Consider the following 14,227-nt stretch of genomic DNA (forward strand, 5'->3'; position numbering starts at 1 on the left):
GCGCCCTGCCCCGGCTCACATCGCGCGCATCCGGGGCGCGCGCCACCTGGCACTGGCCTCGACGATGAGATCGGTCAGCGCCCAGACCAGCGCATCGGCGCGGTCCGGACTGCCGCGCCCCTCATAGCCGCGCGCGGTCATGGCGCACATCTGATCCTCCAGCCGGTCCAACCCCTTGAGGTGATGCACCCGCCCCTGTTCATAGAGCGCCGCCACCGGCTCGGCGCGCAGCACCTTGCCGCGGCTGGCATGGACCTTGCGGAGGGGCACCAGCGGGTCGATCTGGCGGATCACCTGTTCCACCAGATCGCCGCCCTGATTGACCTCTGCCACCAGCCGCTCGGCGCCCCAACGATCCATGGCGCGGATCGCGGCCTCGGCCCATTGCGCGGGGCTTGCCCCCTCGACGCTGGCATCCTCGAGCACGAAGGCGCGCCAGTCCTGCACCGGGCCGCGCGTGATCGCCCCCGCCACCACGATCCCGCAGGCATCGGACTTGCCATGCCCGGTCACCGGCGGGTCGATGGCCACCACGATCCGGTCGAGCGCCGGGGCCTCGGCCACGCGCCCCGCCTCGATCATGCGGGGCGTCCAGAGCGCATCCTCGGCCTCGTCCACCAGCACGCCGTCAAGCTCCTGCCGGCCAAGCCGCGTGCCCGCATAGCGCGCGCGCACCTCCTCGAGGAAACCCTGCGCCAGATTGGCGGCATTGGCATCGGTCGGCGCGCTGGTGACCACGGTGCTGTCGCGCGCCATGAGGTCCTTGAGCACACCCACGTTGCGTGGCGTGGTGGTCACGCAGACGCGCGGATCCTCGCCAAGGCGCAGACCGAATTGCAGCATGTCCCAGGTCTCTTGCGCGCGTTTCCACTTGGCCAGTTCGTCCACCCAGGCCCCGTCGAATTGCGGCCCGCGCAACGACTCGGGCTCATGCGCGGAAAACACCTGCGCGATGGCCCCGTTCGGCCACAGAAGCCGCTTGCGCGTGGCCTGCCATTCGGGGCGGCGATCGGGGGGAGAACAGGCCATGATCCCGCTCTCGCCAAAGATCATCACCTCGCGCACCTGATCGACCGTTTCGCCCACCAGCGCCATGCGCGCACAGTGCCCCGGATCGAGCGGGCGCGCACCCTCGACCTGCGCGCGCACCCATTCGGCCCCCGCCCGCGTCTTGCCCGCGCCGCGCCCGCCCAGGATCACCCAGGCGCGCCAATCGCCCTCGGGCGGCAATTGGTGCGGCATGGCCCAGAACTCGAAAATCCAGGGCAACGCGAAAAGCTCACCCTCGGTGAGGGCAGCGAGGAAGTCCTCCTGTGCATCGGGCCCTTCTGAGACGATCCAGGCGGCAGCCGATCTCATGTCGGGCCGCGTCGAAATCGATGGCAAATCCGTGGGCAATGCCACGCTCCTGTTGTCTGCGTTTGTCAAGTTGCGCCTCCGCTTCAATGGCGATCTTGAGCCATTGCCGGATCTCGGCGGTGGCCCGTGTTGCGTTCTTCAGTTCTCCGAGGTCCCCGGCCCGGATTTTCAGGTAAAGCTCTTCCAGCTCCTCGCGCATGTCCGCGAGTTGCTGCTCGAGCGCGTTGATCGAGGTGGTCAGGCCCGAAGGCCGCTCCTCCGGGGTGATCAGAACCATGCGTGTCGCTGCCTCATGCCGTTGTCTCTCTTGCCCAAGGGTCTCCGCCCGTGCCGACACGAAAAAACGGCCTCCGGGGATACCCCCGGGGCCGCTTGCCCACCTCGTCCAGCATGTCAAAAGACATACGTCAAAGAGTTCGCAATGTCAATGACTTACACGCCAAAGCTCAGGTCGTGAACGTGCGCCGCCGCAACCGTTTGTCAAGGATTTCGTGCCCGCCAGGCCGCCCAGTCCTCGGGCGTGTCGAGATCGGTCAGGGCCCGCTCTCCGGGCAAGGGGCACAGGGTCACCGCGTGGCACGAGAGAAGCGCGCGCGCGCCTTCATCGCCCGAGAGCGCCGCCATCCCGGGCAGAAGTGCCGCGGGGAAAATCACCGGGTGACCGGGCCTGCCGTCCTCGGATGTGGCACGAAGAATTGTATTTTCATCATAGGCTTGAAGAACGCTCTTCAAGTCCTCTTGCCGCAAATCCGGCATGTCGGGTAAAAGCACCATCAGCCCCTTCACGCCTTGCCCCCGCGCCCAGTCCGCGCCTGCCCGCAAGGAGGCCGCCATGCCCTCGGCGGCCTGCGCCACCTCGCGCCGCGCAACCGGCAGACCACCGAGCACCGCCGCGCGCGGCCCTCCGCCCGGCGGCAGCGTCACCAGCACATCGGCGCTGATCGTCAAGGCCACCTCGGCCCGCTCGCGCAACAGCGCGCGGCCGCGCACCACCTCCAGAAGCTTGTCGCGCCCGCGCATCCGCCGCGATGCCCCCGCTGCCGGAAGAAGCACCGCGACCGCCATTCAGCGGATCAGGTTGAGCCGCAGCTTCAGCCCGCGCCGCGCCTCTTGCGGCAGATGCCGGTTCAGGCGGCGATTGACGAGCCCGAAGCCGCTGATCACCACCAGCGTCAGCAGGATGAAATAGAAGGCAAGGATCGGATAAGGCACGAAGGGGTTGAAGGTCTTGTCGGCGAAGAACTGCGCGTAATAGAGCGCGTCGCCGCGCTGTGCCCAGGCCGGAAAGCCTGAGAAGAACACCAGCGTGGTGGAGTGAAAGAGAAAGATCGCCTCGTTGGTGTAGGCAGGCCAGGCCAGCCGAAGCATGGTGGGCCAGACGATCTTGCGAAACCGCCGCCAGCCCGAGAAGCCATAGGCATCGGCCGCCTCGACATCGCCCTTGGGGATCGAGCGCAGCGCGCCATAGAAAATCTCGCCCGAATAGGCGGCAGTGTTGAGGAAAAGCACGATCAGCGCCCCCAGCCAGGCCGAGGTGAAGGCGTCGAACACCGGCGAGACGGATTTGAGCGAGAGAAACAGGAAATAGGCGAAAAAGAACTGGATGAAGAGCGGCGAGCCGCGAAAGATGAAGATGAACCATTCCGACGGCTTGCGGATCAGCGGATTGCGCGCGCCCTTGCCAAGCGCCACCGCCGTGGCCAGAAAGAACCCGGCAAAAAGCGCCACCGCGCCGAAATAGATGTTCCAGATCATGCCCGAGCCGATCAGCGTGAAATGCTCGCAGAGCGTATAGCCGTCGCGCGGCAACAGCCGCTCGCCATAGCCGAGAGAGCGCAACCCGTAATCCTGAATGGTCTGAAGGCAGCTCATGCCGCCGCCCTCCGCTGCGCTTCACCGCCCGTTGTGGCCTGCCCGTGGCTGAGGCGCTGCATCACCCGCTCCAGCACCACCTCGGAGATGCGCGTGAGGCCGAGATAGAAAACCAGCAGCGCCAGGAAATACCACATCCGCCAGTCGCCATGCGGATAATCGGTGAAGCGCGGATTGGCGGTGCCGCCGAGTTCCCGCGCCCAGTAAACGATATCCTCCACCCCCAGCAGGAACAAAAGCGGCGTGGCCTTGGTGAGCACCATCCAGAGGTTGCTCAGCCCCGGCAGCGCATAGACCCACATCTGCGGCACGAGGATGCGCCAGAAACTCTGGCGGCGCGACATGCCGTAAGCCTCGGCGGTCTCAAGCTGTGCGCGCGGCACGGCGCGCATCGCGCCATAAAGGACATTTGCGGCAAACGCGCCGAAAACGATGGCAAAGGTCAGCACCGCAAGGAAAAAGCCATACGTCTCATGCACCCATTGCGGTGAATTGCCCAAGGGCAGCTTGGCCGCCTGACAGACCACGAAATCACTGCCCTGCCAGATCTCGGCCTCCCAGTCGGGGCATTTGATCTTGTGGCGGACCACCTCGAACAACTGATCGAGCGCAATGACGAAAAAGAGGAAGAACGCGATATCCGGCACGCCGCGCACGATGGCGATATAGCCCTTGCCGATCCATGCCACCGGCCAGATGCGCGAGCGCGCGGCCATCGCCCCGCCAAAGCCGAAGGCCAGCGCGGCGGGCGCGGTGATCGCCAGCAGCAAAAGGACCGTGAACACGGCGGTGTAGAGGTTGGCGTGTTTGGCCGTGGTCAGGTAACACGACAGCCATTTCAGCCCCTCAAGACTCGATGGATCGGCGCAAAAGGAAAAAATGGCGGCCTCCCTCGGGCTGCGGGGCCCCCGCGCATACCGCGCGGAGGCCTCAATGGCTCACTCGAAGGTCGAGGCCACTTCCCATTTGGCGATCAGCGCGTTGAGCGTGCCGTCATCCTTCATCGACTGGATCGCGGCGTCGAACTTGGCGCGCAGATCGTTGTCGGACTGCCGCAGCCCCATGCCGACACCACCGCCAAGCGGCACGTCCTCACCCACGAATCGCAGGTCGGCATCGGCCTCGGCGATCGGCGCGAGATAGGACTTGTCGGCCAGAACCGCATCCGCCTCGCCATTGCGCACGGCGGCGACGGTTTCCTCGGGCGTGGCGAACTCGACCAGCGTGGCACCCGATTCGGCGACATAGCCCGCCTGAATCGTGCCGGTCTGCGCCGCGATCACACCACCCGAAAGGTCCACACCGTCGGACATGCCAAGATAGGCCGAGGGATCGGGCGGGGTGTAGTTCTGGGTGAAGGCGATGACCTGCGCGCGCTCCTCGGTGATCGACATGCCCGCGATGATCGCGTCATAGTTGCCCGAAACGAGGTTCGGGATAATGCTGTCCCAGTCGTTCGTCACCCATTCGCAGTTGAGTTCCGCGCGCTTGCACAGCTCGTCGCCAAGCTCGCGCTCGAAGCCGTCGATCTCGCCCTTGTCATTGATGAAATTCCACGGCGCATAGGCGCCCTCGGTGCCCAGACGCACCACATCCTGCGCCAGCGCCGCCCCGGCCATCATGGCCATCGCAGCGGTGGTGATCAGTAGTTTCCTCATGGTTTACTCCCTCTTGGTTGATGATTTCAGACGGCCATGGTGGAGCTGAGAAAGCCCCGCAGCCGTTCGGATTTGGGCGCACCGAAGAGGTCGGCGGGCGCGCCCTCCTCCTCGATCAGGCCCTGATGCAGGAAGACGACGTGATCGCTCACATCGGCGGCCATCTTCATGTCATGGGTGACGATCATCATGGTGCGGCCCTCGCCTGCCAGGTCCTTGATGACGCGGATCACCTCCTGTTCAAGCTCCGGATCGAGCGCCGATGTCGGCTCATCGAACAAGAGCGCCTCGGGCTCCATGCAGAGCGCGCGGGCGATGGCGGCGCGCTGCTGCTGCCCGCCCGAGAGTTGCGCCGGGTAGACATCGCATTTGTCGCCGATGCCCACCTTGTCGAGATAGCCGCGCGCGGCCTTTTCCGCCTCGGCGCGGTCACGCCCCAGCACCGTCACGGGGGCCTCCATCACGTTTTGCAGGATGGTCATATGCGCCCAGAGATTGAATTGCTGGAACACCATGCTGAGATTGGTGCGGATGCGCAAAACCTGTTTGGCATCAGCGGGTTGTCTATTCAGGCCGGTGCCGCGCCAGCGCACCGGCTCGCCGTTGAAGAGGATATCGCCCTGCTGGCTGTCCTCGAGCAGGTTGGCACAGCGCAGGATGGTGGATTTTCCCGAACCGGACGAGCCGATGAGCGAGACGACATGGCCCCTCGGCGCGGCGATGTCCACGCCCTTGATCACCTCCAGCGCCCCATAGGCCTTGTGCAGGTTGCGGATCTCGATGACCGGCGTTTCAGACACGCGCGCCCTCCCCTGATGGACGATATCTTTATGCTTTTGTGACACTAGGACGGAAAATTCTGCGCATTGCAACTTGCAAAGCGGCGAAATGGCGGCGTGGGCGTCCGAACTGACGCCCCGTCAGGCCAAATCGGCGGCAGGGAGCGCGGGGATGGGCAGCGCGCGATAGGCCTCGGGCGGCAGATAGGTCACGCCGCGCAGCCCGAGCGTGGCGCGATCCGCCTCCGAGAGCGCGGCCAGCGCCTCCGAAAGAGCAGCGCGGATCGGGGCAGGGTCGCGGGTCATGGCGGTGATGAAGGGCAGCGCGGGGGTGGGATCGGTGCGCCCGATCACGCGCAGGGCGCGGGCAAAGCCGTCATGGCGCGCGATGAGCGCCCATGTCAACGCATCAATCGCGGCGATATCGGCGCGCCCTTCGGCCACCGCCTGCGCGCTCAGGCGATGCGCGCCGGTGCGCACTGTCGGGCCGAAGGCAAAGCCCTGAGCGGCCGCATGGGCCTGCGGCGCGGCCCAGCCCGATTGCGACAGCGGCTCGTTATAGGCCAGCACAGCGCCCGCGAAATCCTGCGGGCGCGGGCGCGGATCATCCGCACGCCCCACGAAGACGCTGTAATACCGGCCGTCCGGGCAATCGGGGAGGTCATGGACCGGCGTTGCCACAAGCTGCACACGGTCAAACAGCCGCGCGCGATAGGGCAACCCGCAGGTCTGCGACAGGATCAGGTCCGGGCTTTGCCACTCTGCCCAGAGATCGCCCCCGCGCGTCAGTTGCGAAGGCCCCTGCCCCAGCCGGTCGCGCACGCCCTGCCAGAGCCGATCATTGGCGGCGGCCGTCTCGGGGCGGTCATACATGGGCAGGCTGGCGATCACCCGCGCATCGCCTTCTGACGCGCGCGCGCACTCTCCTGATCGGTGAGGCCCAGAAGACTGGCCACCAGCCGCATGAGCGAATCCTCATGCGCCTCGCGAGTCCCATCGGCAAGCGCCACCTGCCACAACGCCTCGATCACCGCCGCGCGCGCCTCATAGGGCACGGCATCCTTGATCGCGCGGGTGAAGCGCACGGTGTCGGGTGCCTCGGCCTCCAGCGCCTCGGCATCCTTGCGAAGCGCCTCGGCCTGCGCGGCGTCAAGGCCGTATCGCTCGGCGATGATTGCGGTGATGCGCGCGCGTTCCTCGGGCGCATACGCGCCGTCGGAGCGCGCCAGCCGGACCATCAGCGCCGACAGCGCCAGCCGTGCGTCAGAATCGGCAAGGGTCTCGGGGGCGGGGGCCAGAAGCCGGGTCAGGAAATCAGCAAACATGCCCCCTCCATAGCCCAGCCGCCCGCCCCCGCCAATGGGTCAGAGCGCGGTCCAGCCGCCATCGACGCTGATCGTCGTGCCGGTGATCTGCGCCGCCGCGTCGGAGCAAAGGAAAAGTGCTGTGCCGCCCATCTGTTCGGTGGTGGCGAATTCCTTGGAGGGTTGCCGCTCCAGCATGACCTTCTCGATCACCTCCTCGCGGTCCATGCCGTATTTCTCCATCGTGTCGGGGATCTGCGCCTCGACCAGCGGGGTGAGCACATAGCCGGGGCAGATCGCGTTCGCCGTGATCGGTTCGCGCGCCGTTTCAAGCGCGGTGACCTTGGTAAAGCCGACAATGCCATGCTTGGCCGCCACATAGGCGGATTTGAAGGGGCTCGCGGTCAGGCCATGGGCCGAGGAGATGTTGATGATCCGCCCCCAGCCGCGCTCGCGCATGACGGGAAGTGCCGCGGCGGTGGTGTGAAACGCCGAATTGAGGTTGATGGCGATGATCGCATCCCACTTTTCGGTCGGAAACTCGTCGATCGGCGCGACATGCTGAATGCCCGCATTGTTGATCAGGATATCGCAGCCGCCCGCCTTTTCGATCAGCGCGCGGCACTCATCGGGTTTGGACATGTCCGCCTTGATATAGCGTGCCGTCGTGCCGGTCTCCTCCGAGATGCGCTTGGCGAGCGCGTGATCGTCCTCCGAATCGGTGAACGAGTTCAGCACCACGTTCACGCCCGCGCGGGCCAGTTCCTCGGCGATGCCGAGGCCGATGCCCGAATTCGATCCGGTGATGACGGCCGTCTTGCCTTTGACACTCATGCCCAGTCTCCCAATGATTATTGCGCTTGCAGCATATATGCCGCATCAGCGAAATGCACGGGGCATCAGCGATCACGTCACCGAGAGGGCCAAAAAAAACCCCGGCACAAGGCCGGGGTATAGTCATTGAGGCAGGTTTCATACAGGCAAGAAACCTATCGAGCAGTGCCCTTGTTATAAGCAATCCCGCGCCGCTATCCAAGCTAAAAGTTTGAAAACGCGAGACTCGCGTTTTAGGGTCGGGGCCAATGAAACAAGGCAGAGCAGGAATTGTTGCGCAAATGACACCGGATTTTTTCCGCGCGGGCCGCGTCCTGATGGCCGCTCTTGCCCTCGCGCTTGGCGCTCCTCTGGTGCAGGCTGACCCGGCCCATGGCATAGCTATGTATGGGGCCCCCGCCCTGCCACCTGATTTTGTGTCGCTCCCCTATGCCAACGCGCACGCCCCCAAGGGCGGTCGCATCGTCACCGGCAATGTCGGCAGCTTCGATTCGCTCAACCCGTTCATCCTGCGCGGCACCCCGCCCTGGCAATTGGTCAGCCTCACGCATGAGACACTGATGGGGCGATCTTTCGATGAACCGTTCAGCCTATACGGTCTTTTGGCCGAATCGGTCGAGACCGACGCGGCCCGAACATGGGTCGAATTCACGCTCCGCCCCGAGGCCCGATTCTCTGACGGCAGCCCGGTCACGGTCGAGGATGTGATCTGGTCCTATCAAACCCTGGGCACGCGCGGGCATCCGCGCTATCGCGCCTTCTGGGACAAGGTGGCGCGGATCGAGGCGACGGGGCCGCGCTCGGTCCGGCTGAGTTTCACCGAGTCGGACCGCGAACTGGCCCTGCTCGCCGGTCTGCGCCCGATCCTGCAAAAGGCGCAGTGGGAGGGGCGCGACATCGCCGAGGGCGGGCTTGACGATGTGCCGCTTGGCACCGGCCCCTATGTGGTGGCGGGATACGAGGCGGGGCGCTTTGTCCGGCTTACCCGCAACCCCGACTACTGGGGCCGCGATCTGCCGCTGCGGCGCGGCACGGCCAATTTTGACGAGATCCGGATCGAGTTTTACGGTGACGACACCGTGCTCAAGGAGGCGTTCAAGGCAGGCCTGCTCAGCTATGTGCGCGAATTCAACGCCGAGGCCTGGGCCACGCAATACGATTTTCCGGCCGTCGCGCGGGGCGACATCGTTTTGAGCGAAATTCCGCACGCCAAGCCCTCGGGGATGACCGGGTTCGTGATGAACACACGCCGCCCGCCGCTGGATGACTGGCGGGTGCGCGAGGCGCTGATCACCGCGTTCAATTTCGAATATATCAACGACACGCTGACCGGCGGGCGGCAGCCGCGCATCACGTCCTATTTCTCGGGCTCGGATCTGGCCATGCGTCCCGGCCCCGCGACGGGGCGCGTGCGCGAGTTGCTTCTGCCCTTCAAGGACACGCTTCTGTCCGGCACGCTGGAGGGCTACGCCCTGCCCGTGGGCGACGGCACCGCGCGCAACCGCGCGGCCCTGCGCCGCGCGCGGGCCCTTCTGGAAGAGGCGGGATGGCGGATCGAGGATGGCCGCCTTGTCAACAATGACGGACAACCACTTGAACTTATGGTGCTTCTGCAACAGGACGGACTCGTGTCGCAGACCGGGGCGATGATGGATATCTATGCCGCCGCCCTTGACCGGCTGGGCATCCGGTTAACGCTCGAGGCGGTGGACCGCGCGCAATATGCCGAGCGCGAGGCGCAGTTCGATTTCGACCTCACGATGATGCGCCGCGCGCTCTCGCTCAGCCCCGGCAACGAGCAATTCTTCTATTGGGGGTCAGAGCATGCCGACACACCCGGCAGCCGCAACCTGATGGGGATGCGCTCGCCCGCCGCCGAGGCGATGATCCGCGCCATGCTCACCGCCGAAACGCTGGACGACTTCACCGCCGCCACCCGCGCACTCGACCGGGTGCTGACGGCGGGGCGCTATGTCATTCCCGTCCATCAATACGCGGTCGGTCGTATTGCCCACCGGGCCGATCTGACCTATCCTCAGGACCGTCTGCCGATCTATGGGGACGGCATCCATTTCCTCCCCGAGGTGTGGTGGCAAAAGACACCCGACTGAGGCGGTCGCAACGCGCGCAGAAAACGAGGCACAGGCAGCACCCATGCGAAAACTGATCATTCTAGCCCTTATCGCCGGAACCGCCGGACTTGCCGCCTGCAACACGGTCGAGGGCGTCGGGCGTGACATTTCCGGTGCCGCACGCGGCGTCAAGAACGCGCTCTGAGACCCGCCCTTCGACCGCATCGGATCCTCGACGCCCTCCCACTCGGGGGACGGCGTTGCGTCGGGCCGCTTTCCCCTTGACGCCCCGCCCCATCCTGTCAAAACCGGGCCCATGAGCACCGCGACCCTCACAATCGACCTCGACGCGCTCGTGGCCAATTGGCGCGCGCTCGATGCCGTGAATACCGGCGAGACTGCGGGCGTGGTCAAGGCCGATGCCTATGGTCTTGGCATGGCAAGGGCCGCGCGTGCGCTTGCCCGCGCCGGTGCGCGCCACTTCTTCGTCGCCGTGGCCGAGGAAGGCGCGGCCCTGCGCGAAGTCCTCGGAGAGAGCGCCACGATATACGTGTTTTCCGGCCATATGCCGGGCGATGCGGACATGATCGGCGATTGCCACCTCGTGCCGATGCTCAACTCGGTCGAGCAGTTGATCCGCCATGCCGAGGCCCTGCCGGGCCACGCCTTCGGCATCCAGCTTGACACCGGCATGAACCGGCTGGGGATGGAGCCCGCCGAATGGCAGGCCGTGCGCGAGATCGCGCTGGCACAATCCCCGGCGCTGATCATGTCGCATCTGGCCTGCGCGGATGAGCCGGACCATGCCATGAACCCGCGCCAGCTGGCACTCTTCCGCGAGATGACCGACGGGCTCGACATCCCGCGCAGCCTTGCCAATACCGGCGCGATCCTGCTGCATGCCGACTATCATTTCGACCTCGCCCGCCCCGGCATCGGGGTCTATGGCGGCGCGCCTTTCGGGGATGCGCGGCCCGTGGTCACGCTCGACATTCCGGTGATCCAGTGCCGCGATCTGGAGGAGGGCGAAACCGTGGGCTATGGCTGCGATTTCGTCGCCGCGCGCGCCACCCGCATCGCCACGGTCGCGGCGGGCTATGCCGACGGCATCCTGCGCGCCATGGGACCGAAAACCAGCCTCTGGGCCGAGGATACGCCCTGCGCGATCGCAGGGCGTATTTCGATGGACCTGATCGGCGTCGATATCACCGATCTGGGCCACGATCCCAAAACCCTGCAATTGCTTGGCCCCCATCAGGGCATCGACCGGCTCGCCGACAACGCGGGCACCATCGGCTATGAAATCCTGACCTCACTGGGGGCGCGCTACACGCGACGCCATATCGGCGCATGAGCTACATCCTGGGTTTCCTCGCGGCCATCGGGCGCGCTACGCTGGCCGCGCTGGCGGGTGTCGGCCGGTTCACGCTCTTCGCCGCCGAGACGGTCAGCCATCTGTCGCGCCCGCCCTTCTACTGGCGCGAATTCGGTCATGCGCTGGTGCAGATCGGCTGGCTCTCTCTGCCTGTCGTGGGTCTCACGGCGCTCTTTACGGGGGGCGCGCTGGCGTTGCAGATCTACGCGGGCGGTGCGCGCTTCAACGCCGAAACCGTTGTGCCCTCGATCGTGGCCATCGGGCTCACGCGCGAGCTTGGCCCCGTTCTGGGCGGCCTCATGGTGGCGGCGCGTGTGGCGTCGTCGATTGCCGCCGAGATCGGCACGATGAAAGTGACCGAGCAGATCGACGCGCTGACCACGCTCTCCACCAACCCGATGAAATACCTCACCCTGCCGCGCGTTCTGGCCGCAACCCTTGCCGTGCCGCTGCTGGTGGGTGTGGGCGATGTGATCGGCATCATGGGCGGGTTTCTGGTGGGCGTGGGGCGGCTCGATTTCGGGGCGGGGGCCTATCTCAAGACCACGCTCGATTTTCTCGAAACCTGGGACGTGGTTTCGGGCCTGATCAAGGGGTCGGTCTTCGGATTCATCGTGGCGCTGATGGGGTGCTATCATGGAATGAATTCCGGCCGCGGCGCGCAGGGCGTGGGGCGCGCCACGAAAACGGCGGTGGTCGCGGCCTCGGTGCTGATCCTTGCTGCCAACTATATCCTGACCGAGGTGTTCTTTTCCGCATGATCGAGCTTAGCGATGTTCACAAGGCTTTCGGCGCGAACCGCGTGCTGCGCGGCGTCGACCTGACGATCGCGTCGGGAACCTCGATGGTGATCATCGGCGGTTCGGGGACGGGCAAATCCGTGGCGCTGAAATGCGTGCTGGGCCTGATCCGGCCTGACAGCGGCACGATCACGCTGGACGGGCAGGACGTGACCAAGGGCGACCGCGACGCCTTTCTCGCCCGCTTCGGGATGCTCTTTCAGGGCGGCGCGCTCTTTGATTCGCTGCCGGTCTGGCAGAACGTGGCCTTTCGCCTGCTGCGCGGCTCGCTCAAGCGTCCGGTGAAGGAGGCGCGCGAGATCGCCATCGAGAAGCTGCGCCGCGTCGGCCTCAAACCCGATGTGGCCGATAAATTCCCCGCCGAACTGTCGGGGGGCATGCAAAAGCGCGTGGGCCTCGCCCGCGCCATCGCGGCGGAACCCGAGATCATCTTTTTCGACGAGCCGACAACCGGCCTCGATCCGATCATGGCGGGCGTGATCAACGAGTTGATCCGCGAAATCGTGGTCGAGATGGGGGCCACGGCGATGACCATCACCCATGACATGACCTCGGTGCGCGCCATCGCCGACAATGTGGCGATGCTGCATGACGGGGTGATCCAATGGACCGGGCCGGTGGCGGATATGGACCAGTCCGGCGATCCCTATCTCGACCAGTTCATCCACGGCCGCGCGGAAGGGCCGATCGAGGCGGTGCGGTGACATCCCGCACCAGGAATTTTCAAAAATTCTTGGCAAAAATTCACGAATTTTTGCGCGCACCCTCTGAGGCAGGGCGAAAATCGTGACCAGATACGCCAACCTCGCGCTCCTGATCCTCTTCCCCGTGGCATGGTTCGCCCCGCTCCTGCGCGCCGGCATCGCCCTGCCCCTCTTCGGCCTGTCGGAAATCAGCATCATCTCCGGCTTGCAGGAATTATGGCAGAGCGACGTCTACCTTGCCCTGCTGGTCACGGTCTTTGCCCTCTTCGCGCCCTATCTCAAGACCATCGGCCTGGCATTGGTGCAGTTCGACCTTCTCGCCCCCCGCGCCCTGCCCGCGCTGCACCTCCTGGGCAAGTTGGCGATGGCCGATATCTTTCTGATCGCGCTCTACATCATCGTGGTCAAGGGCGTGGGTCTGGCGCGCATCGAGGTGGCCTGGGGGCTCTATCTCTTCAGCGCCTGCGTGCTGGCCTCCATCTCCATTGGTCACTTGACGAACAAAGCGCCTCCATCCCGCTGAACTGTCCACACTTCGGCAACAGTTGACTGTGGCTCACAGGCCGGTCTCCAAGACTTGACAGCCGTTTGAAGGAATTAACGCTTTGCGAGCGGCGCAATCGGCGTAAACTCGCCTATATTGAAACTGGGATTTTCTTGGGGGGAATTCATGGTCTCGCAGATGAAATCCATCGGGATGCTGCTTGCGGTGCTTTTTCAGCGCCTCGCCACGCTTACATTCCTCATCGCCGCGCTTGCCCTTTCGGGGGCCACGATCGCCGCCGCTTTCGGGCTGGTCCCATGGCTGGCGCTGGAGGCCCGGTTTGGCGACATGACCTATGACAATGCCGGTCAGATCGCCCAGACCGGCCTCACTGTTCTGGCGGTGCTCTTGTGCTTCTACCTGCCCGCCAATGCGCGCATCATGGCGCTCGAGACCTCGCACCGGCGCTTCAATCTCGGGATGCAGGACGTGGCGCGCGCCTATGCCATGGCCCATGCCGCAGACCGCGCGGGGCTGTTCCGCATGTCCTCGGAGTTTGATGCGGTGCGCGAGCGGCTGGCCTATCTGCGCGACCACCCGGAGCTTGGCAGTCTCGAGCCGGACCTGCTCGAAGTGGCGGCGCAGATGTCGCATATCAGCCAGGAACTGGCCGATGTCTATTCCGACGACAAGGTGGCGCGCGCCCGCGCCTTTCTGCGCCAGCGGCAGGAAGAGGTGGAGGCGTTCAATGCCCGGCTCGATCAGGCCAAGGCGATCAGCCGGGAATTGCGCCATTGGGCGCATGAGGTGGACCTTGAGGAAAGCGTCGCCGCCAGCCAGCTTACCCGCCTGCGTGACGAGTTGCGCGCTGTGCTGCCCGAGTTGGGCATGGAAGAGACGCTGCGCAGTGACGGCACGGTGATAGACCTCGGCAAGAAGGCTGCCGAATAGGGCGTGGCGCTGTGCGAGGGCTTGTGGCCTGAAGG

Annotated in this window: 17 protein-coding genes; 7 read left to right on the plus strand and 10 right to left on the minus strand. The window is 65.3% G+C overall.

Annotated elements, in window-relative coordinates; genetic code table 11:
- Window positions 1-15 precede the first annotated feature (15 nt).
- The 10 genes from ABIE57_RS07230 to ABIE57_RS07275 form a co-directional block, all read right to left on the minus strand.
- Window positions 16-1,359 (minus strand): DNA-packaging protein, encoded by a 1,344-nt coding sequence (locus tag ABIE57_RS07230; protein WP_354538332.1) that lies wholly within the window; start codon window positions 1,357-1,359, stop codon window positions 16-18.
- Window positions 1,280-1,636: a hypothetical protein gene (locus tag ABIE57_RS07235; protein ID WP_354538333.1), complete on the minus strand. Its 357-nt coding sequence runs from the start codon at window positions 1,634-1,636 to the stop codon at window positions 1,280-1,282. The genes ABIE57_RS07230 and ABIE57_RS07235 overlap by 80 nt, the downstream gene beginning before the upstream one ends.
- A 203-nt stretch (window positions 1,637-1,839) precedes the next feature.
- Window positions 1,840-2,424, minus strand: a complete 585-nt coding sequence (locus ABIE57_RS07240) for a nucleotidyltransferase family protein (RefSeq protein WP_354538334.1) — start codon at window positions 2,422-2,424, stop codon at window positions 1,840-1,842.
- Window positions 2,425-3,231, minus strand: coding sequence for an ABC transporter permease (locus ABIE57_RS07245; protein ID WP_354538335.1), 807 nt, complete (start codon window positions 3,229-3,231; stop codon window positions 2,425-2,427). It abuts the gene before it with no gap.
- Window positions 3,228-4,112 (minus strand): ABC transporter permease, encoded by an 885-nt coding sequence (locus tag ABIE57_RS07250; protein ID WP_354538474.1) that lies wholly within the window; start codon window positions 4,110-4,112, stop codon window positions 3,228-3,230. Before ABIE57_RS07250 ends, ABIE57_RS07245 begins: the two co-directional genes overlap by 4 nt.
- A gap of 57 nt (window positions 4,113-4,169) precedes the next feature.
- Window positions 4,170-4,889, minus strand: coding sequence for a transporter substrate-binding domain-containing protein (locus ABIE57_RS07255; RefSeq protein ID WP_354538336.1), 720 nt, complete (start codon window positions 4,887-4,889; stop codon window positions 4,170-4,172).
- 26 nt (window positions 4,890-4,915) lie between these two features.
- Window positions 4,916-5,689 (minus strand): ABC transporter ATP-binding protein, encoded by a 774-nt coding sequence (locus ABIE57_RS07260; RefSeq protein ID WP_354538337.1) that lies wholly within the window; start codon window positions 5,687-5,689, stop codon window positions 4,916-4,918.
- 120 nt (window positions 5,690-5,809) lie between these two features.
- Window positions 5,810-6,559: a phosphate/phosphite/phosphonate ABC transporter substrate-binding protein gene (locus ABIE57_RS07265; RefSeq protein WP_354538338.1), complete on the minus strand. Its 750-nt coding sequence runs from the start codon at window positions 6,557-6,559 to the stop codon at window positions 5,810-5,812.
- A complete protein-coding gene (locus ABIE57_RS07270) occupies window positions 6,556-6,993 on the minus strand; it encodes a tellurite resistance TerB family protein (protein ID WP_354538339.1) in 438 nt (145 codons plus the stop codon). Before ABIE57_RS07270 ends, ABIE57_RS07265 begins: the two co-directional genes overlap by 4 nt.
- A 39-nt stretch (window positions 6,994-7,032) precedes the next feature.
- A complete protein-coding gene (locus ABIE57_RS07275; RefSeq protein ID WP_354538340.1) occupies window positions 7,033-7,806 on the minus strand; it encodes a 3-hydroxybutyrate dehydrogenase in 774 nt (257 codons plus the stop codon).
- Window positions 7,807-8,087: 281 nt separating this feature from the next.
- Here ABIE57_RS07275 and ABIE57_RS07280 point away from each other — a divergent pair, with 281 nt between their 5' ends.
- The 7 genes from ABIE57_RS07280 (at window position 8,088) to ABIE57_RS07310 (ending at window position 14,192) form a co-directional block, all read left to right on the plus strand.
- Window positions 8,088-9,917, plus strand: a complete 1,830-nt coding sequence (locus tag ABIE57_RS07280) for an extracellular solute-binding protein (RefSeq protein ID WP_354538341.1) — start codon at window positions 8,088-8,090, stop codon at window positions 9,915-9,917.
- A 43-nt stretch (window positions 9,918-9,960) separates the two neighbouring features.
- Window positions 9,961-10,083, plus strand: coding sequence for an entericidin, EcnA/B family (locus ABIE57_RS07285; RefSeq protein ID WP_210877162.1), 123 nt, complete (start codon window positions 9,961-9,963; stop codon window positions 10,081-10,083).
- Between the two features lie 111 nt (window positions 10,084-10,194).
- On the plus strand, window positions 10,195-11,232 hold the full coding sequence (gene alr / locus ABIE57_RS07290) for an alanine racemase (RefSeq protein ID WP_354538342.1): 1,038 nt from the start codon (window positions 10,195-10,197) through the stop codon (window positions 11,230-11,232).
- Window positions 11,229-12,014, plus strand: coding sequence for an MlaE family ABC transporter permease (locus ABIE57_RS07295; protein WP_354538343.1), 786 nt, complete (start codon window positions 11,229-11,231; stop codon window positions 12,012-12,014). Before alr ends, ABIE57_RS07295 begins: the two co-directional genes overlap by 4 nt.
- Complete coding sequence (locus tag ABIE57_RS07300; RefSeq protein WP_354538344.1) at window positions 12,011-12,757, plus strand: ABC transporter ATP-binding protein; 747 nt, start codon at window positions 12,011-12,013, stop codon at window positions 12,755-12,757. Before ABIE57_RS07295 ends, ABIE57_RS07300 begins: the two co-directional genes overlap by 4 nt.
- A gap of 82 nt (window positions 12,758-12,839) precedes the next feature.
- Window positions 12,840-13,280, plus strand: coding sequence for a paraquat-inducible protein A (locus ABIE57_RS07305; RefSeq protein ID WP_354538345.1), 441 nt, complete (start codon window positions 12,840-12,842; stop codon window positions 13,278-13,280).
- A gap of 147 nt (window positions 13,281-13,427) precedes the next feature.
- Window positions 13,428-14,192 (plus strand): DNA repair protein, encoded by a 765-nt coding sequence (locus tag ABIE57_RS07310; protein WP_354538346.1) that lies wholly within the window; start codon window positions 13,428-13,430, stop codon window positions 14,190-14,192.
- Window positions 14,193-14,227 lie beyond the last annotated feature (35 nt).

This window comes from Roseovarius sp. MBR-6, assembly GCF_040547525.1.
Lineage (GTDB): Bacteria > Pseudomonadota > Alphaproteobacteria > Rhodobacterales > Rhodobacteraceae > Roseovarius.